General features: G+C 58.5%; 22 protein-coding genes and 1 tRNA gene. 9 read left to right on the top strand and 14 right to left on the bottom strand.

The features are described from left to right. Positions 1-54: 54 nt before the first annotated feature. Positions 55-1,272 carry a glycosyltransferase gene (locus AFIC_RS00680; RefSeq protein ID WP_275247282.1) on the bottom strand — a complete coding sequence of 406 codons (1,218 nt, stop codon included), beginning with the start codon at positions 1,270-1,272 and terminating at the stop codon, positions 55-57. A gap of 73 nt (positions 1,273-1,345) precedes the next feature. After that, positions 1,346-1,471, bottom strand: a complete 126-nt coding sequence (locus tag AFIC_RS00675; RefSeq protein WP_275247281.1) for a hypothetical protein — start codon at positions 1,469-1,471, stop codon at positions 1,346-1,348. Positions 1,472-1,518: 47 nt separating this feature from the next. On the opposite strand from AFIC_RS00675, the gene AFIC_RS00670 reads away from it, so the two are divergent. After that, a complete protein-coding gene (locus tag AFIC_RS00670) occupies positions 1,519-2,310 on the top strand; it encodes an alpha/beta hydrolase (RefSeq protein ID WP_275247280.1) in 792 nt (263 codons plus the stop codon). Positions 2,311-2,368: 58 nt separating this feature from the next. Here AFIC_RS00670 and AFIC_RS00665 read toward each other — a convergent pair whose 3' ends face one another. Beyond that, positions 2,369-3,061 (bottom strand): glutathione S-transferase family protein, encoded by a 693-nt coding sequence (locus tag AFIC_RS00665; protein ID WP_275248769.1) that lies wholly within the window; start codon positions 3,059-3,061, stop codon positions 2,369-2,371. A gap of 203 nt (positions 3,062-3,264) precedes the next feature. Between AFIC_RS00665 and AFIC_RS00660 the strand changes: the two genes are divergently transcribed. Beyond that, positions 3,265-4,071 carry an undecaprenyl-diphosphate phosphatase gene (locus AFIC_RS00660; protein ID WP_275247279.1) on the top strand — a complete coding sequence of 269 codons (807 nt, stop codon included), beginning with the start codon at positions 3,265-3,267 and terminating at the stop codon, positions 4,069-4,071. A gap of 4 nt (positions 4,072-4,075) precedes the next feature. On the opposite strand, the gene AFIC_RS00655 is transcribed toward AFIC_RS00660, so the two are convergent. Continuing rightward, positions 4,076-5,041 carry a complex I NDUFA9 subunit family protein gene (locus tag AFIC_RS00655; protein WP_275247278.1) on the bottom strand — a complete coding sequence of 322 codons (966 nt, stop codon included), beginning with the start codon at positions 5,039-5,041 and terminating at the stop codon, positions 4,076-4,078. Between the two features lie 160 nt (positions 5,042-5,201). Here AFIC_RS00655 and AFIC_RS00650 point away from each other — a divergent pair. Beyond that, positions 5,202-5,286 (top strand) — tRNA-Leu (locus AFIC_RS00650). A 164-nt stretch (positions 5,287-5,450) separates the two neighbouring features. Continuing rightward, positions 5,451-6,911 carry a site-specific integrase gene (locus tag AFIC_RS00645; protein ID WP_275247277.1) on the top strand — a complete coding sequence of 487 codons (1,461 nt, stop codon included), beginning with the start codon at positions 5,451-5,453 and terminating at the stop codon, positions 6,909-6,911. Between the two features lie 248 nt (positions 6,912-7,159). Here the strand turns inward: AFIC_RS00645 and AFIC_RS00640 are convergent, their stop codons facing one another. The 8 genes from AFIC_RS00640 to AFIC_RS00605 all read right to left on the bottom strand — a co-directional run bounded on the left by AFIC_RS00640 (position 7,160) and on the right by AFIC_RS00605 (position 12,417). Further along, positions 7,160-7,582, bottom strand: a complete 423-nt coding sequence (locus AFIC_RS00640; protein WP_275247276.1) for a hypothetical protein — start codon at positions 7,580-7,582, stop codon at positions 7,160-7,162. Positions 7,583-7,599: 17 nt separating this feature from the next. Continuing rightward, positions 7,600-8,412: a hypothetical protein gene (locus AFIC_RS00635; RefSeq protein WP_275247275.1), complete on the bottom strand. Its 813-nt coding sequence runs from the start codon at positions 8,410-8,412 to the stop codon at positions 7,600-7,602. A 6-nt stretch (positions 8,413-8,418) separates the two neighbouring features. Beyond that, the gene (locus AFIC_RS00630) at positions 8,419-9,342 is read right to left on the bottom strand and encodes a nucleotidyl transferase AbiEii/AbiGii toxin family protein (RefSeq protein ID WP_275247274.1); all 924 of its coding nucleotides are present in this window, start codon (positions 9,340-9,342) and stop codon (positions 8,419-8,421) included. Further along, the gene (locus AFIC_RS00625) at positions 9,332-9,772 is read right to left on the bottom strand and encodes a DUF6088 family protein (protein WP_275247273.1); all 441 of its coding nucleotides are present in this window, start codon (positions 9,770-9,772) and stop codon (positions 9,332-9,334) included. Before AFIC_RS00625 ends, AFIC_RS00630 begins: the two co-directional genes overlap by 11 nt. Positions 9,773-10,031: 259 nt before the next feature. Further along, positions 10,032-10,418: a hypothetical protein gene (locus tag AFIC_RS00620; protein ID WP_275247272.1), complete on the bottom strand. Its 387-nt coding sequence runs from the start codon at positions 10,416-10,418 to the stop codon at positions 10,032-10,034. Then, entirely contained in the window at positions 10,415-11,044 is a 630-nt protein-coding gene (locus tag AFIC_RS00615) for a hypothetical protein (RefSeq protein ID WP_275247271.1), read from the bottom strand. The genes AFIC_RS00620 and AFIC_RS00615 overlap by 4 nt, the downstream gene beginning before the upstream one ends. A 1-nt stretch (position 11,045) precedes the next feature. Next, positions 11,046-11,825: a PP2C family protein-serine/threonine phosphatase gene (locus tag AFIC_RS00610; protein ID WP_275247270.1), complete on the bottom strand. Its 780-nt coding sequence runs from the start codon at positions 11,823-11,825 to the stop codon at positions 11,046-11,048. Between the two features lie 10 nt (positions 11,826-11,835). Then, a complete protein-coding gene (locus AFIC_RS00605) occupies positions 11,836-12,417 on the bottom strand; it encodes a DUF4339 domain-containing protein (RefSeq protein ID WP_275247269.1) in 582 nt (193 codons plus the stop codon). Positions 12,418-12,569: 152 nt separating this feature from the next. Between AFIC_RS00605 and AFIC_RS00600 the strand changes: the two genes are divergently transcribed. Continuing rightward, positions 12,570-12,830, top strand: coding sequence for a helix-turn-helix domain-containing protein (locus tag AFIC_RS00600; protein ID WP_275247268.1), 261 nt, complete (start codon positions 12,570-12,572; stop codon positions 12,828-12,830). A 219-nt stretch (positions 12,831-13,049) separates the two neighbouring features. On the opposite strand, the gene AFIC_RS00595 is transcribed toward AFIC_RS00600, so the two are convergent. Both AFIC_RS00595 and AFIC_RS00590 read right to left on the bottom strand, forming a co-directional pair. Next, positions 13,050-13,391 carry a DUF2958 domain-containing protein gene (locus AFIC_RS00595; protein ID WP_275247267.1) on the bottom strand — a complete coding sequence of 114 codons (342 nt, stop codon included), beginning with the start codon at positions 13,389-13,391 and terminating at the stop codon, positions 13,050-13,052. Beyond that, positions 13,384-14,556 carry a PGN_0703 family putative restriction endonuclease gene (locus AFIC_RS00590; RefSeq protein ID WP_275247266.1) on the bottom strand — a complete coding sequence of 391 codons (1,173 nt, stop codon included), beginning with the start codon at positions 14,554-14,556 and terminating at the stop codon, positions 13,384-13,386. The genes AFIC_RS00595 and AFIC_RS00590 overlap by 8 nt, the downstream gene beginning before the upstream one ends. A 261-nt stretch (positions 14,557-14,817) precedes the next feature. Between AFIC_RS00590 and AFIC_RS00585 the strand changes: the two genes are divergently transcribed. The 4 genes from AFIC_RS00585 to AFIC_RS00570 are packed head-to-tail and all read left to right on the top strand — an operon-like array spanning position 14,818 to position 18,583. Next, positions 14,818-15,390 carry a hypothetical protein gene (locus AFIC_RS00585; RefSeq protein WP_275247265.1) on the top strand — a complete coding sequence of 191 codons (573 nt, stop codon included), beginning with the start codon at positions 14,818-14,820 and terminating at the stop codon, positions 15,388-15,390. Between the two features lie 26 nt (positions 15,391-15,416). Beyond that, on the top strand, positions 15,417-16,775 hold the full coding sequence (locus AFIC_RS00580; protein ID WP_275247264.1) for a 7-cyano-7-deazaguanine synthase: 1,359 nt from the start codon (positions 15,417-15,419) through the stop codon (positions 16,773-16,775). After that, positions 16,759-17,949, top strand: a complete 1,191-nt coding sequence (locus AFIC_RS00575; RefSeq protein ID WP_275247263.1) for an XRE family transcriptional regulator — start codon at positions 16,759-16,761, stop codon at positions 17,947-17,949. The genes AFIC_RS00580 and AFIC_RS00575 overlap by 17 nt, the downstream gene beginning before the upstream one ends. Next, positions 17,924-18,583: a PIN domain-containing protein gene (locus AFIC_RS00570; protein WP_275247262.1), complete on the top strand. Its 660-nt coding sequence runs from the start codon at positions 17,924-17,926 to the stop codon at positions 18,581-18,583. The genes AFIC_RS00575 and AFIC_RS00570 overlap by 26 nt, the downstream gene beginning before the upstream one ends. Positions 18,584-18,605: the final 22 nt, after the last annotated feature.

Raw genomic sequence — 18,605 nt, 5'->3', positions numbered from 1 at the left:
GGGCAAGGCGACGAAGGGCGGCTCGGGCGAAAAACCCGGAGAGCCGCATTCCAGTCACGGTGCGCGCGCCTGTGTCAGTTCCATGTAGAGGCGAAGGGTCTGTTCGGCAACTGCCGCAGGCTCCTGCAAGTCGGAAACCCATGCCCGGCCGCGCGCGCCCATGGCCTGCCGTTCCGGCTCCGACAGGTTCAGAAGGCGCGTTAACGCTGTTGCCATGGCCTCGATGTCGCCGGAGGGGAAGCGCAGGCCTGTCATGCGGTCCTCGCCGACGGCCGGCGGCGACAGCATCAGACTGGAACCGGCGGCGAGATCGGAGGCGGCGACCGGGACGCCCATCGCCTGCGCCGCGAGGATGGTGCGCAACGCGCCTTCCGGCTGGGTCGAGGCGAATACCGCCGCCGCGGAGACCGCAAGCGCCGCCGGAAGATCGTCGCTGAGCCCGGCGAAGCGCACCACGTCGGTGGTCCCGGTCGAGAGCACAAGATCCCACAATTGCCCGGTGAAATGGGTGCGGCCCTGATCCTCGCCGGTGAAGGCGATCAGGAAATTCTTCATCCCGGCGGCCTTCATCCATGCGGCGGCCTGCACGATGTGGTGATGGCCCTTGCGGCGGACCATGCGCCCCGGCGCGAGAATAATGCGGGTGTCCGGCCCGGCGCCGAAGGCGTGGCGGATGCGGGCGATGCGCTCCGCCGTGACGCGGTCGGGGTCGAAGGTGGTCGCATCGAAGCCGAGCGGCAGCGTGGCGACCCGGCCGCGCGCGGCCGGGTAACGGTCGCGGATGAGGTCGGCGAGATCGTCGCTCGCGGCGATGATGCGGTCGCCGCGCACCATGACGCTGTTGTAGAATCGCTTGAGCCGGTTCTGCTCGCGGAAGCCCTTGAACCATGTGGTGACGAACGGACGCCGCTGCGCGCGCGCGGCGAGATAGGCGCTCCATCCCGGGGCGCGGCCAAGTGCATGAACCACGTCGCATTGCCGGTTCGCGATCAGCAAGGACAATCGCCGCATGCAGCGCAGCATGCGATATGGGTTGCGGCTCGCGACATCCATCTCGATGAACTCGCCGCCCGCGGCAACGATCTCGGGGACGAGGCGGCCGCCTTGCGACACCACGATCGGATGATGGCCGTGGCTGGCGAGATATTGCGTGAGTGTCAGCGCGTTGAGATCGGACGCGCCGGATTCCAGCGTCGGTACGGCGATCAGGACGGTGAGCGTGCGAGGAGGCGTATTGTCTCCGGGATGCAGAACCGTTTCGTTCCGATCCACCGCCTCGTCAGGTGAACTGGACAAAAACTGGTGTCTGGCCGTGGAAGGGTCCGGCATCGGAGGCGTGTCTCGTTCAGGCCAATGCGATCGGCGCGGGACGGGCGCACAGCGCGGCCAGCGGTGGATTGCAGCAATGTGAAGGGGATATGACCGGGGCGTTGACGAACATGATCGCACCATCAATAACACGGTCGATCATGATGGCACGATAGAAACCAACCGCAAAATTTTCATGACGGCCTCCAGATGACACTTTCTGTCGATTCTCCGCCTGATTTTATCGATGTCAGAACGCCGCATGGCGAACGCCGGATCGCGGTGCGTCGCCGCGAGGGGCGCGGGCCCGGCCTCGTCTGGCTCGGCGGATTCAAGTCGGACATGCTGGGGACCAAGGCGCGCGAACTGGACGCCTATGCGCAGGCTCGTGGCCGCTCCTGTCTGCGTTTCGATTATTCCGGCCACGGCGAATCCAGCGGCGACTTCAAGGACGGCACCATCGGCGCGTGGCTGGAAGAGAGCCTTGCCGTGATCGGGGCCTGCTGCGAGGGCGAGCAAATCCTGATCGGCTCCTCGATGGGTGGATGGATGGCGCTTTTGGCCGCGCGCGCGATGACGGCGCAAAAAGCCAAATCACGCGCGAAGCTCAAGGGCCTCGTGCTGATCGCGCCCGCGCCGGACTTCACCGAAGACCTGATGTGGGAGCGGTTCACGCCGCAGATGCGCGAGGAGATCGAGCGCAACGGCGTGTGGTATCGCCCCTCCGATTACGGTGATCCCTATCCGATCACGAAACGATTGATCGAGGAGGGGCGCGATCATCTCCTGCTCGGCAGCCTGCTCGAACTCGGTTGCCCGATCCGCATCCTGCAAGGCGTGCAGGACGAGGATGTGCCATGGCAGCACGCTTTCAAGCTCACCCACATTCTGCCGAGCGACGATGTGGTGCTGACGCTGGTGCAGGACGGCGATCACCGCCTGTCGCGGCCGCAGGACATCGCGCGCATTCTCGCGGCGGTGACGGAATTGGCGGAGGGGTAAGGTTCGCGTCATTCCGGGGCGCGAGCGTCTGCGAGCCGATCCGGAATGACGAAGGACGTCAAAAATCCAGATCGATGTAGTGCGCGGGCGCGGGCAGGCCCGCGAGCCATTCGTTCAGGAGCGGACGGAACGAGGGCCGCGACTTGATCCGCACATACCACGCCTTCGCGGCATCGTCCTCGGTCCACGGAACGTCGCCGAGATAATCGATCGCCGACAGATGCGCGGCGGCGGCGAGGTCGGCATAGGTCGGCCGGTCGCCAGCGAGAAAATTCCGCGTCCGCGCCAGCCAGCCGATATAGGCCAGATGATAGCGCAGGTTGGAGCGTGCCGCGCGCATCACCTCGGTCGAGGGTGCGCCGCCGCCCTGTTCGGCGGTCATGAAGCGCTTGTAGACGCGCTCGGTGACGAGCGGGCCGGATACCTCATCATAGAATTTGTCGTTGAACCACGACATCAGCCTCCGGACTTCGACGCGGCCGGCTGAGGTGGCCGGCATCAGGCGGCGCTCGCCGAGCCGTTCGCCATGCGTCTCGTCCAGATATTCGGCGATGATCGCGGCGCCCGGAATTGGCGGTTGGCCGTCGAGCATCATCACCGGCGTGGTGCCCGCGGGATTCATCGCCAGAAACGCCTCGTCGCGATCCCATATCCGCTCTTCGACGAGTTCGGATTCCAGCCCGTATTCGCCGAGCGCGAGACGGATGAAACGTGAATGGGGGCAGAAGGCGTGATGGAAAAGGGTAATCATAGGCACCGTGTTAGCCGGAAGATTCTTAAAGAGAGCCTTAAAAAAGGCTTTCTGCTCTCGCTTGGTGGCGGCCCGCGAGCAAGGTATCGAACCTAACCGAGCGTGAGCCGGGGGCAAGGCATCTTTGCGTGTTTTCCGCATTGCGGGGGGTCGGCGAATAAGTCACAAACGCGCGGGCCCTCCCGGCACGATGGATTTTCCCAATGTTGGCTGATCTTCTGAAGGCGCTGTTCCTCGGCATCGTGGAGGGCGTCACCGAGTTCCTGCCGGTCTCATCCACCGGTCACCTGCTGCTGGCGGAGCGCATCTTCAATCTCGACCAGGAAAATTTCTGGAAGACGTTCGCGGTGCTGATTCAGCTCGGCGCGATTCTGGCCATTCTGGTGATCTACTTCCAGCGGCTGTGGCATGTCGCGACCCACATGTTCACCGATCCCGCCGCGCGGCGGTTCGTGATCGGCGTGCTGGTCGCGTTTTTGCCTGCCGTGGTGCTCGGCCTGATCTTCGGCCATTTCATCAAGGCGGTGCTGTTCAACCCGTGGGTGGTGTGCTTCTCGCTGATCGCGGGCGGCGCGGTGCTGCTGTGGGTCGATCAGCAGGACGTCAATCCGCGCCATCACAACGCCATGACGTTCCCGCTGCCGATGTATCTCGGCATCGGTATCGCGCAATGTGCGGCGATGGTTCCGGGCGTGTCGCGCTCCGGCGCCTCGATCGTGGCGGCGATGCTGTTCGGCGCCGACAAGCGCTCGGCGGCGGAGTTCTCGTTTTTTCTCGCGATCCCGACCATGATCGGCGCGTTCGTCTACGATGTCTACAAGGATCGCGCCGACATGACGATGGATCACGCGCTGATCATCGTGGTCGGTTTCGTGGTGTCGTTCATCACCGCGATCATCGTGGTGAAGACGTTCCTCGATTTCGTCACGCGCAACGGCTTCACGTTCTTCGCCTGGTGGCGCGTGATCGTCGGCACGCTCGGCCTGATCGCGCTGGCGTTGGGCGCGTGAGACTTCAGGCGTTCTTGTGGGCGAACTGGCCGGTTTTGCGGTAGCGCCACAGGTAAGACGGCAGCACCGCCGTCATCGAGTCAGGCGCGATGCCGAGCCCTTCCAGCGTCAGGCCAGAGGCCTTCGCCGCATCCGACACCACATTGTCGAACTTGAGCAGTTCGACCTGATCGGGCGTCAGCTTGAGATCGCCCGGCGCGAATTGCAGGAACGCGGCCTTGAACTTCGCGAGCCCGAACGGCAGCGGCATCAGCGCCGGATGACGGTCGGCGACTTGCAGGATGTACTCGATCGCCTGACGCATCGTCACCACTTCCGGCCCGCCAAGCTCGTACGCCGCGCCCGGCCGGGTTTTGCCATCGACGGCATCGGCGATCGCGGTGGCGACGTCGCCGACATAGACCGGTTGCAGCTTCGTCTCCGCGCCGATCAGCGGCAGCACCGGGAGCAACCGCGCCAGCGCGGCGAAGCGGTTGGCGAAATGATCCCCGGATCCGAACACGACGGAGGGACGGATGATGGTCGCGCCGGGGACGGCATCCAGCACCGCCTGTTCGCCGAACCCCTTCGAGACGGCGTAACGCGAGGTGGAATTGACGTCGGCGCCGATCGCCGAGACATGCACCATCCGGGCGCCGATTTTCGCGGCGGCTTCCGCGATGGCGTGCGCGCCGTGGGCATGCACCGCGTTGAAGCGCTGGGCGCCGCTTTCCGAGAGAATGCCGACCAGATTGACCACGACATGTGCGCCGCGCATCGCCGCCTCGATCGAGGCCGGGTAGCGGATATTGGCCTGCACAGGGTTGATCTGGCCGACCTTGCCGAGCGGCTGGAGGTGACCGGCGAGTTCAGGCCGGCGCACGCCGACGCGCAGCCGGTAATCCCGCTGCGCCAGCGCCCGGACCACATGACGGCCGAGGAAGCCCGATCCGCCGAAGACGGTGACGAGGGTATCGATGGGGGCTGTCATGGTCGAATTCCTGCCTCGATAAGGGTAAGCCGCGCGGGTATTTGCGGATTTTGCGATACGCCATCGGTCATTGGCTGTACAGGGGCCATGGTGCCACCCGCCCGGGGAAATTTCCCCGGAATTTGACAAGCGTGCGGCCGATCCTTACTAACCGCCTCACGCCCAGGTGGTGGAATTGGTAGACACGCAGGTTTCAGGTACCTGTGCTGCAAGGCGTGAAGGTTCGAGTCCTTTCCTGGGCACCATTAGCTTGCTAAGCGCTTGAAACGCAGAGCATATCCGCAAAATCAGACACTTAGGGCTTCCGGCTTGGTACAATAGGCTGGTACAAATGCCCTTATCAATGTCTCGTCCGTGGCAACATCCAAATAGTGGTGTGTATTGGTTTCGCAGGGGCGTCCCTGCGGATTTGCGTGCGCTTGTCGGCAAACTAGAAGAGAAGCAGAGCCTCAAAACGAAAGACCCCGCAGTGGCGCGTCAACGCCACGCAAAGGTACTAGCGGAAGTCGAAGAGCGTTGGGCAAATTTACGCGCAGGCTCTTCCAAGCTAACCGAGCGGGAAGCGCACGAACTCGCAGTTACGTGGCACGACCGCTGGCTCGAACTATACAAGGACAGTCCGTCGTCACAGACATCGTGGCGTGTTGACCTTGCCGATCGATTGTTTATGCCGCCGCCCAGGACAAACAAACTCGACATCGACATTTTTGCGCCACTGCATCCTGATGTTCGAGCCATCATGGATATGGAGGCGGCCTGCCGCGACTGCGCGAAGGAAACATTGCAATGGCGCGGCCTCGCTGAGAGTCCGGAAAACATAAGGTTGGTCGCTCGAGCGATCGGTCATGCAGTTCAGCGAGCCAGCATTACACTTGCTCGATATGCGAAAGGTGATTTCGGGGCAGGATTGAGCAGTGATATTGTGCCGAGGCCTATCTTAGGAGCTAAGGTCGGCGTCAAATTCGATGAATTGCTTCGCGGCTGGTCTAACGAGCGTTTGCCAGCGAAGAAGACACTCTATGAATGGACGCGGGTTCTGCGAGCATTCGAAAAGTTTCTGGGTCACGACGACGCCGGTCGCGTTACAGCCGACGATGTTGTTCGTTGGAAAGAGGCGATGATCTCAGGCGGTCTTCGAACGCGTACGGTGCAGAACGCAAAGCTTGCGCCGGTCAGAGCCATTTTCCAGTGGGGCTACGAGAACCGGAAGCTCGCGCATAACCCGGCGGAAAAGGTTTCTGTCGAAATCAAAGTGATTGCCACCGAACGTAAGCGTAGCTTCACTGATGAAGAGGCGCGGCTCATTCTTTCAAATGCTCTCAGCGAGAAGGATTCTGTTCGGCGATGGGTACCCTGGCTGGGCGCATACTCTGGCGCTCGTGTCTCTGAGCTTTGTCAGTTACGAACAAGTGACATCATCCGAATCGATGGTGTTTGGTGCATGAAATTCGATCCTGAGGCTGGTCCTCTAAAAAATTCAAACTCCGAACGTGCAGTGCCGCTGCATCCAGCTCTGATTGAGAGCGGTTTCCTAAAGTTTGTTGAGGAGGCTAAACCCGGCCCGATCTTTCCCCATCTAAAGCCCGACAAGTTTGGAAAGCGAGGCGGTAATGGCACCAAAGTCATTGGCCGCTGGGTGAGGGCACTTGGCATCACTGATACTCGCCTTTCCCCAAGTCACTCGTGGCGTCACAGGATTAAGACGCTCGGTCGCAAACATGGATTGGCAAAAGACATCCTGGAGGCCATTACGGGTCACGGACAAAAGAGTGTTGCCGACAACTACGGCGAATACCCGATCGAAGCTCTCTACCGCGAACTCTGTAAAATTCCGGAGATTGATTTGAAATCATCTGTCGTGGCCAAATAAATGACGTGTGCTTTCGGGCTAGATCGGACGTGACCATCACTTAGCTGGTAAGATTTGGCTGCAAGGCTATCCAATATGCCCAAACTGATAAGCTTTCATGCGAAAGATTATCAGTTTTTACATGGGGATTGATTGGCGAGGAAAGAGCCTCAGCAAGTTCGTGACGATCAGCGTTTGAAGCGCTTACATAATAGCCAGCGAGGTGTGCCTGCGATCGTGGCCTGCTTGTTACCGGGGGCATTCGCTCACTAGCTTTGCGGTTGCGCGCTAGCTTGCATATCTTCCAGATAGTCGAGGAATTGCTTTAGGTCATCTTCCGGTTTCAGATGCAACTCTACCGCCCATTGCTTCGCGACTAACGCAGGATCGCCAAGCGCGGCTATGTCCGGCTGTCCATTAATGACGGGGAGTGACTTGAGCTTCTCGGCCAAGCTCTGGGCGGCCCCCTCGCGCGTGTCTCCAAAGATCGTATCCTTGAAGCCGTGCGAGAGGGCGCATCCCCTGAAGTTGCCGGCAACATCGCAGGGCTTAAGAAGCAGGCAACAGCGGAAGCCGCCGTCCAGCGGCTCAAGGGCAAAGGCTGGCTGCCAATGTCCTGCGGGCGCCCGCGATACCTGACGAGGGTGGGACGCAACAGGAAGCGGCTTAAAATCGGAGCGGCGACGGGGCACCGCTCCGTCGCCGCTCCTTATTTCTGATAGTAAAGGCGGCGCAAAAAAGTGCGACCCGTCACCAGCACCAAATGAAGGCGGAAAGTGCTGTGATCCTCATCCGAAAGGCCTGGGTGCGAGCCATCCGTGTGCAGCATCTTGAACAGGCCGTTGATGTAACCCCTTCCGTCCGCGTTTATTTCGTTGCGGTCCTCGGCCAGAAAGCCGATCTGCCGAAGTAACTGGCGGCGGTTCTCCGAGGTCAGCGCTACAGTTTTTTGCGGCCCTTCGATGTGCCGCGCGATATCGTCGAGCAGGCCTTCGAGAAAGGTACGGAACTGTGCGTTCGCCGCCGCCCAATCGCCCCGCGCATGGGCTTCGATCCCCTGATCGAGATGGCCAAGCGGCTTAACGAAACCGAAATGCCTCAAAAGCGTATGCAGCTCGTCATCCACCGCTGGCAGGCCGAGTTCGTCGGGGAGAGCGGCACGCAAGTGGGGATGATTATCTTCGTCAAACGAAACCACATAGCCATCTCTAGCCAATCCCCGAGCAAGTGCGATCTCGGATTCTTGCGCTAGCTCCCGTCGTATTTGTTTGACGGCCTCCCGGACAACAGCCTCCGCCAGAGACATGCTGCCCTCCAGTGTATCGATCGTATCGTGAGACCGCTGCAATACTTCCCGCCCGAGAAGGTTTGCCTTCTTGGCCACGGCCAATCCCATGTCGAAGGGGATTTCATTTTCGAGGCCTAGCCGGAGGGCGAGGTCATTGAAATGCGCTTGTCCCGACTTCCCGAGAAGCGCGACCGCGGCGACGATGGTTGGACGTGTGAAAGGAACAGTGCTCATCGCGGGCTATAGCTTCTTGAGATGATCCGCGAGTGCGTCGAGCGATATCATTGCTGTGGCGAAGTCCGGTTTGTCGCCATAGACCATGTCGCGCTGGAAGGTGGCGTAGCCGTCGATAAAAACCTTATCTTTCGGGATGCCTTCGATGGCGCGGAGCGTCTCGGCCAACGGGTCTTTCCGATAGGCCGGAAAACTCTTGCCGCGCGTTGCGGCGTCGTCCTTCATCACCTCGCGTGCGAGCGTGGCGACTTCCTTGGCGTCATAGGCCTCGCGCGTCATGTGCAAATCATAGATGTGCCGCACCAAGGTCGGATCGCGATCCTTGCGCAATCCAGCAAGCTCCGAGCCCGCACGCCATGTGAGGCCCGTGAGCTTTTCCGCAGCCGTCTCCAGTACGGACGAGCACGGAATCGAGGCGACCTCGGGGTCAAGCCCCTTCGCCTCGGCATAGAAAGACGCAATCGGCTTATCGATCGCAGGCCGGCGCAGGGGCCAGACGGAAAACTCGATCTGCACGCCGGGGCGCAACCCAGCGCCTTGCGCTACCGCTTCATAGGGCAACATATATTTCGTGTATTCGCCGCCATACATCACGCGGCGATGGGCTTCGTTAGCGGGATCGAACACGAAGCCCACCCCAAGCAGGGCATTGGTGATGCTTTGCCGGAACTTGCGAAGTGTGTTGGATGAGGGCTTATTGTCGCTGACAATCTTGAGATCGATGTCTTCCGACATGCGGTTAGTCAGTTTGTACGCTCGGCTCAAGGCCGTGCCGCCGCCGAACACAAGGCGAAGATCGCCCGTGTCGACAGCGGCAATGGCGGCTAGCGCCCGCGCCACGTGCCAGTCCTTCTCAACAAGGCCTGCGCTCGGCAAGCCAAAGTGATCCTGCACGTCGACGAAGTCGTCGAGCGACGGTTTACCGTTCAAGAACCAACTCCGCGTTGCGGTAACTTAAATGCCGGGAGAAACGGCCTTTGACGCGCACGACCGGGTTGACCGGGACTTGCGTGGAACGGCCTTCATTGTAGGCGCTCTGCGCCTCCGTTGGCTCCCACTCCACGCCGAGTTTATCAAGCGCCTGCTGGGCGACACCCAAGAAACCCTCACGGCTGCTCAAGACGGTCTTGCCACTCAAGCTGGACGGGCGCGCGCGGCCATAGATGCCGTAGCCGAGCCGCACGAGGCGGCCTTCGTGCACCATCTCGCGCAACGCGCGCAGCACTTGGCTCTCCCCGCCAAGCTTCTTGAACTCGCGGGTCAAAAACACTTCATCATTCACCTTGCGGGCGATGTGGTGTTCGATCTTGCCGCGCAGTGTTTTCTTCGGTGCAGACTTTCTTGCCGTATGGGCGGCCATAGCTGCCTCCTTTGCAAAAACCTGACATTCAATATAACAAAAACCTGACAACAATCAATGGAAATGTCAATATTATCAATAGTATATTTATTTCAATGAATTGGCCATCTATGTGAAGCCGTGGATCATTTAAAGAGCAAGCCCTTACCCTCTTCTCTTTTCTCCAAAACTGGCGGTCCGGCCGCGGTCCCGCGCGCCGGTCAGGGTCTATCAGACGAGTCGCGCAAGGCGTTCGCTTTCCCGGCGAATTTAGATTTGGTCAGAGCCGCGACATCAGTTGCTCCATTGCAGTGCGGTCGAGAACGATTTGGTTGGCCGAGATTTCGACCACAGCTGTGCCGGTTTCTTCGCCTTGATGAACTGTGCGTAGCAACCAGCGGATAATAAGTCGGCCGTTGGTGAGCGGGTCCAGCCGATTGCAGGTTAGGATGGTGTCGGTGTTGACGGCTTCCCAGCTCACCGTGCCGTTGGCTCGCGTGCAGACGTCCGCCAGATGCTGGACATCGTAGCCCATGCCGCCAAAGCCCGAGGGATAAGACAGCACGATCGGGCTCTTGAGGAAGGATTCGGAAGGTGTTTGAGCCAGAGCCGATGAGCTAATGGCAACCGCAGCCGCGCATCCAATCAGGAAATGTCTGAGGATCATTGATCGTCATCCTGGCTCATGAACTTTTTCAGCTCTGGCATCACGGCGAGGGTGCGGAAGGCGGTGCGATAGATAGCGCCTACGTCCTCGACCGGTCGTCCGTTCACGCTGATCCCGCCCAACAGAAACCTGGAATAGTTGTTGGGGAAGGCGTGGGTCGGTACGAACCGGTAGCTCAACACGTCGACTTGGCCATCCCGATCAGGAGCCATCTTGCAGCGCAGGACCGCTTCGCGATCGCTGACGTGATACCATTTAGATTGACCGCGACCGTAGACGCACAGCACAGCCAAGATCCGGACCTCGATGCCGACCTTGTCTTCTTTCCGCGTTTCGGGATTGAAGGCGTAAAGTTCGGCCTGAGCGATGTCATTGAGGTCGAGATCGCCGGATTTAAGGCGCTGCGCGTAGTCGGGAAGTGGCAGGACGGCTTTAACCGCGTTGGCATCTTGCATCCCGCCGGCCACGGGTGGTCGGGCCGGTAACGTAGAACGCGAGCCGACCTGGACATAGTAGCCAACCTGAATGGCAGCCGGAACGTTCATTGCAGGTGCGGCTTGGACAGTTTGATGGCATCCCATGAGTAACAAAACGATCGGCAGCAACCCTCGAATAACGAGCATCATTTCATAGGTCCTTTTGTGCAATCGGAGAGGAGTACAGATCGGACCTCATCGCGATGATCGAGAGATTGTCGGCACCGCCTGCTTTCATCGCAGCTCGTGCTAGCTTGCGAACAACTTCAGTAACGCCACCGGCGGCGTCGGTCAGAAGATGAGAGATGGCTTCGTCGTCGACCATGTCGGCCAAGCCGTCGCTGCAGAGCAGCAGGGTCTCACCGACTGCTAACGGCGGATGAACCGCGATGTGCGGGCTCAGCGGTAACTGGAACGGAACGCCACCCAGGCATTGGGTGATGGCATGCGATTGCCGATGCCCAGATGCATCCTTCGCGGTGTTTGCAACATCATCCAGGCTGAGTTGACAGAGCGCACCTTCACGGCCCCGATAGCAGCGACTGTCGCCAACATTGAAGACAAGCAGTGATCCGGCGAAGAGCACGGCCCCCACCAAGGTGGTTCCCATCTCCTCACTCTCAGGGCGCTCTGCCATCACGGTATAGAGCCGTGCGTTGGCTGCATCGACTGCGGCAGCGGCACCCTCAGGTTCGAGTAGTTCATCAGCGTTCGCAATCAGATGATCGAGCACGGTCCTGCTGGCCAGCGCCCCATGGGTGTGGCCACCCATCCCGTCCGCGACCATCAGAAGGCAATTGCCTCCATCGACATGACGATGATGAACATGGTCCATATCGCCGGTCAGGAGCTGACCGGCGATGGCCATCGCATCCTCATTGGAGGATCGAACAAGACCGCGATGAGTGAAGGCCGCAACAGACCAGGACATTGGGACGCTGCTACCGGTCGGTCCCGATCAGGATGGTACCGATCACGAAAAGGGCGATCCATACAAAGCCATAGTACGGCGTCTGCTTCAGCCGCTTGGCCCGCAGAAACAAATACGCGGGCGCAAGCAGGATGCCGGACACGGTTAGCCAATTGTTGGCATACCCGGCCCGTTTTAGCTGCCGTTCATCCAGTAAACAGAGCACGGCATTGATGACTGCCGGGACGAGGAATGTCGCCAGTTTAATGAAGGTGTGGTCTTCATAAGGGAATTGGACGAGTTGAAGGTCGCGATAGGCGGCCAGAAACGTGTATGGGATCGGTGCCAGCGCGATCGTCCAGACCAAGCCGTTGTTGATCTCGGACGATGCCACCGGCGGGGGAGCGTCTTGAAGATGAATGGCGAGATCGGTGGCCCTCAAAAGACTCCACTCCGACATCCCTCTTCGCCAAACCGGCGTATCGCCATTGATCTTTTCGGCCCCTAGCAACTCGACTAGGGCCGACGCTGAAACCGGGCCCTTCCGCTGGCCGTTCTCCGTGAAAAACCATTCTCCGACAGCCGTTCCGGCCCCCTGCATCGTATCGCTCACTTTAACCCCCAAATTTTCTAATGGATCGACGCGGATGTCCGCGACGGGAATTCACTGGAGCGGGGCCGATATTGCGGCCTCGGACCAGAAATCAAGAAATAGGGACATTATAGTGCGTGTTTTTATGGACCGCCAAGCCGTTTGTTGGGTCCATGAAGGCAACGGCTCTCGTGGCTTGGAATCTCAGACGTCTCCGCGTGAAATGTGCCATCTCTCAAGAGGCATTGGCGGTAGACGCCGGCGTGGACCGCTCTTACGTCGGGCGGATTGAGCGCGGCGTAGAAAATCCCACGGTTGAGACATTGGATCGACTAGCTGGCGCGCTGGACGTTGCCGTCTCCGAGATGCTTACCGTGCCTAAGCAAGGAGAAAAGCCGCCGTCCACTCTTCGGAAAGGCCGGAAAAAGAAGTGATTATTCCACTTCGAGGTTAGGCTGAGCATTCTCACTCTTTGTCGGCGACACGTGCCGAGCTCCGCAATGCGGACAGTCGTCGTCACAGGTCGCCGACCAGGTATCCTGCCAGTCGTAGTCGCACCGGTAGCAGGTGTAGAAATTCCGAAACAACGGCATTGGTCACTCCCGAATCAGAGAAAATGGCGGCAGCCTTGGAAGGCCACCGCCGATTTGTCTTTAGGCGCTGATCCGACCCTTAAGCCTTGCCTCTTCAGCGTAAGCGGAAAGCGGTTTGTCGGCGATGAAGTGCAGATCACGTTCGATCGGTAGCCCGAGCAACCCGCGAAGAGCGGTGAGCTCGGCCAGAGAAACGTAACCGATCTCTGGCGAGCCAAGACCAAGGTCGCACAACCCGAATAAACGATCGGGATCGTCAGGGTCGGACTCGGTGAGAAGCCAAGTCGCCTTGCCATCCGGCGTAAAGAGTTTCAGAACCGGCTCGTGGTCTTTTTCGTCGGCCAGCGCGTTCACCAGAAGGCGAACGCGATCTTCCACTGAAAGAAGGTCCCTCTCAGCCATGGGCAGCCTCCATCGGCTCCGAATTCTGGGCCGTGGGAGTCCGGCGCGTCGAGCGCTTGCCCCGAGGAGAAGCCTTTTGCCTTCCGCTTTCGGCCGGAATGTTTTCACTGGCTGAGATCGAATTTGAAGAGTCATCCGCTCTGGGAGCGATGACAGCCATCGCGGCATCGTAAACTCGCCGGAAGTCGCAGTAACGCGTCCAGAGCTTGTCAGCGATCTCTTGATCGCCGGCAACATCGATGGCGTCGATGAAAGCTTCCAACGTAAAATGCTGGAAACGAACCCGGGTTGAGTCACTGTCGTCGACGGGCAGCAGTTCCTTTTCGTAGACGCGGAACGCCGCCTGTGCACGACGATTCAAGCGCGGCCCGATCGCGATGAACATGGCGCGAGGTGTGATACGGTGGTCGACCGCAAGTTGAGCGAGCATGTGCTCGCGCATCAACTGTTCGATCGGCGGTGTACGAAGCATCGCGCTGTCGGGATTTTTATAGAGCGCGACTTCTTGCAGAGCTTCGTCGTAGCGATCTCGCCAACGAGCGCATGGCCCAGCCATATCCTCGCTATACTTGACCTCGCAGTACACGATCCCGAGCTCGCCTTCGGGCGTTACGACGTAAATGGCAACGTCGAACGCGGAGCGGTCGGCTAGAAAGCGCTCGTCACGGCGGCCAGGAGAATGTTCGAAGGCGATCCCCTCGACCGAATGAACGAAGTCGGGCAGCAACTGGCGGAACACGGACGTCGCAAGCTTCGTGTCGAGTGCGAGTGGGCCGAACGCGTTGAATACCAGCGGCATCGAACTCAGGGTGTTGGTGATCAGGCGGTCTTCGTCGATCGCGGCATCTTCCTCACGAAGCAGAAGCTCACGAAGCGCGAGCAGATGAACCTGAGGTGAGATGAAGTTAAGGCCATCCTCGGCGGCATCGGCGCGCAGATAAGAGCCGAGGTGGGCGCCACGTTCTTCTTCTGCCGCGTTAGGAATGCTTTGATCGCGCATCCAGAGGATCTGGAGAAGGCGCGCTGCCCGACGGAAGCGCGAATCGATCATGCAATGCGAGTCGTAGTGTTTGGCCACGGTGTCGCTGACGAAGGGCGTGCGAAGAAGAGGCGGTGGCGCCCCTTTGCGAGATGATCGTTCAGAGGATGAAGTCTTGGTCGACATTTTGGTCTCCGGGTTATTGACGCCGGAGATTCAGCGAAGACCGATCGAAATAGACAGTGTGCGTTAACGAGTATCCTGCAGCCGAATAAGTTGCTCGATAGGCTCCATCGCCTTTGGGCCGAGGTATTGCCAAAGCCACCCTAAACGGATCCGGTCGATGTAGGCGCCAGGTTCTGGCTTCGCAGTTAATGTCAGATTATTTATATTAGATATTGACTTTGTCAGATTTATATATTTATCTCCAGACATTGGAGGGGCGTCATGACCGATGGACCGTTCAGAAACGCGAAGCTACCTAGCTGCTGGAAGCGCTATGGCCAGCAACTGGTTAGCGACGCTGCGAGCCAGGAAGAGCGCGTAGCGCAAGCATGCCTTAGCATGATTGGCGATGCGGAGATGGAGACGTTCAATCCTCTTCTGAGAGAGCTCAAGGCGCACCTTGAGCGTCGCCAAATGGATCTTGATCCCATCCCGGCGCTCGAAACGATTTTTGAAAATCATTCGACGGCGACTTTAGCTGACGCTTTGCAACGGCATTTGATTGCCAACTTCGGAGATCAAGTCTCTCCTGAGAACGCGCTCGATAAAGCGCTCGAGAGCACGGCAAGAGAGTGGATCGGCACCACTAAGAACCGAATCGATGAGGAATGCATACGCGCTCGCGAACTCGGCGATATGAGCCGCGAAGATTACCAGACGGGAATCGACCGCAATCGAGAGACGTTCAGTGCCATCAAGTCCAGCGATCTGTGCGACGCTTTGGTCACCGGTAATAAGCGAGCTTTTAAGCAAGCTGTTCAGAAAAAAGACGGCGTGGATGAAGGGCCTGAATAGTGAGCGCTAACCCGAAAAAACCATCAATGTCCAACAAAAATCTACACGTCATCGAAAAGGGGCAGAAGTCGGCTCGTATCTCTTCGAAGTATTCCGCGACCGCGGAGATCGGGGAGCATATTTACTTCGACCCGGCGGTTCTAGATACCTTTGACGTGAAGGGATGTGAGTCGCTGCATTACGATATGCTGGTTCTGAGTGCCGCCGTTGAATTCGCTGACCGTCGCTGGAAGCGTCCGCTAGGTTGGCGCCGCAACTTGAATGTAACGCTGCCTGTTGTAGATCTTAAAACTTGGCAAAAGCCGGAGGTATTGAAGAGCCTTCATGGCGTCTTGAACTACCTGACCGGGGATACGTGGCGATTTACCTTTATAAAGGCGAAGAACCTATCGCCAATCGGCTCGCGGCAGATGCTGTTGGACTTCGGCAAGACTAAGACCTTCGCCATTGCCTACAGCGAGGGGCTGGACTCGCGGGCGGTGTCCGCTCTGAGTGGTAACGAGAGCGAAGCACTATGCATTCGAGTGGCTGGCAGTCACCAGAATCGAAGGAATGGCGACAGGTTCTTCACGCAAATTCCATTCAAAGTTAAGAGGTGCCCCAGTAACGAGAGTAGTTTTCGTTCGCGCGGATTTCAGTTTGCTGCACTGACGGCAATTGCTGCACAGCTCTCCAACGTGTCACGTATCATCGTTCCGGAAAGCGGTCAGGGTGCGCTCGGGCCAGTGCTCCTGCCGCTGCATAACATTTATGCCGACTATCGTAACCATCCGACTTTCTTCCGGAAGATGGAGCGCTTTATTAAGTCGCTGCAGGGCTATCAGCTTCGATTTGAACAACCGCGCCTGTGGTCGACGAAAGGTCAGACATTACGAGCATTTCTGGGTGTAGACGGGAAATCCAAAGCGCATTTAACGGATACTCGCTCCTGTTGGCAGAGCCGCCGGGTTGTCAATGTAGGCGATAGGAAGCACTGCGGTCTGTGCGCTGCCTGTTTGCTGAGACGCCTCAGCCTGCACGCCGCTGGCGTTGACGAGGTGCCAGGCGCGTATGTCGTATCCGACCTTACCGTCTCCACAGGGAGCGATGCCCTGTCGGTCATACCTCAAAAGGCTGATCGAGACATCATGGTGGAGTACGGGAGCGTTGGTGCTCGTCACCTGCAGCATCTCGCGGACATGAGCGATTGGCCCGATGACGATCTTCGCGCTCACGCCTCGCAAATCGCGCGGGCGATAGGTGAAAGCTACGAGGACACTCTGAAGAAACTAAGGACGATGTTGGTAACCCATGCTCAGGAATGGCAGACTTTTTTGTCTGCACAAGGAGAACAAGGCTTTTTGAAAAGCTGGATGGATGGAGGACGCTATGTCCAATCTAAATGAGCTCAGCTCACATGAAATAGGACGCCGCCTCCGAATAGCACGGGAAAATGCAGAGATTCGCCAGGATGACGCAGCTCAAGTCATTGGGATGTCGCGTCCCACGCTGGTGTCCATCGAGAAGGGCGTCCGTCGTGTGCGCATCCAGGAAATCCAGATGCTCGCGCGCCACTACGGCGTATCGGTGAATTCAATTCTCCGCCGGGAAGCAGTGCATACCGATCTTATGCCTCGCTTCCGTAAGTTGCGAGAAGCCGAGGGCGTTCATGCCGCCGAAGCCGTTCAATTATTCAACGATTTGATCAAAGCCGACGTTGAAATGGAGAACGTTCTTGGGGTTCAACGTCGGCGAAATTACCCTCCCGAACGTGGGATCAATGAGGGTGACGTTGTGGCTCTCGCCGAAAGGCACGCCAAGGAATTACGGGATTGGCTGGGTCTTGGATCAGGACCGATCCCAGACATTTTCTCGATCATTGAACTTGGTCTCGGCATCCGGCTGTACCAGCGGCGCCTTTCTTCGGGTTCAAAGGTCGCAGGTCTATTCACTTACGATGAAAGCGTGGGAGCGTGCATTCTGCTTAATGCCAATCACCCACTGCCGAGGCGTATCCAATCCGCGGCTCACGAAGTTGGGCATTTCTACGGCACTCGCCAGACTCCTGAAGTATTGGAAGTGGATGAGAAATTTCTGTCACGGGATGAGCGCTATGCCAACGCTTTCGGCCGGGCATTCTTAACGCCGGCTGAGAGCTTTTCGGAAAGCTTCCGCCAGCTAAAGGAAATCACCGGCAGAATCACCCGACGGCTTATCATTCTCCTAGCTCGGCAATATAATATTTCGCGCCAAGCATGCGGACTTCGGCTGGAGGAGTTAGGGCTCGCGAAAAAAGGCACGTGGGCATGGTTCGAGAACAACGGCGGGATTACCGAGGAGCATGTTCGGGAGGTTCTCGGTGAAATGCCCGATAATCTCGATCTGGGGAAGAATGATGCGAACCGAGCAATCTCTCATCGCTTAAGTTTGATGGCACATGCCGCCTGGAAGCGGGGGCTTATGTCAGAAGGACAACTGGCGGAATTGCTCAAGGTTGGCCGAGTAGAGCTTCGCGGCATCATCGATCAAATAGAGTTGGAAGAAAGGGAGATTGATGAGTTACTCAAGCTCCCTGATTGATGTTGCAGATTCACTGGTTCTCGACACGAGCGTTTTGATTAATCTTCACGCTTGTATGTATGGCGAACGGATTCTCTCGGCCCTCCCCAATCACATCGTCATTTCGGACGTCGTAGCCGGAGAACTAGAGCTCGAGGCGAGTCGCAGGGATGGAGAGTACAGTTTTCTAAATTCTCTCATCACGAATGGAATCGTAACGCTCGTCAGTTTGACGGAGACGGAGTTCGAGGTTTTCCAAACGCTAACGTCAACCACGCCGTCACTAGACGATGGCGAGGCAGCGACGATCGCTGTTGCCGCTTGCCGCAACTATCTTCCGGTCCTGGATGAGCGGAAAGGACGGTCACGGGTGCCAGCAAATTGCGATGGCAACTTGCCGTGCTGGTCACTAGACATTTTTCAACATCCGCAGGTCATAGAAATCCTCGGTGTGCCAGACTCGACCGAAGCTCTCTATCTCGCCCTTCGCAAGGGGCGTATGCGCGTTCATGAAGATCATTGCGACCACGTCGTTGGTCTTATTGGCGTGCAACGCGCACTCGAGTGCAATAGCCTGCCGGGATACAAGTTTCGACAACAGGAATGGCAGGCAGTCACACTTCTTGAGCGAAGTCTTACAACGACTTCAGAATAGCCGATTGGGCGGTCGTCGATGG

Origin of the sequence: [Pseudomonas] carboxydohydrogena (genome assembly GCF_029030725.1) — a bacterium.
Taxonomy (GTDB): Bacteria; Pseudomonadota; Alphaproteobacteria; order Rhizobiales; family Xanthobacteraceae; genus Afipia; species Afipia carboxydohydrogena.
This window is presented reverse-complemented; position numbering and strand designations above follow the sequence as displayed.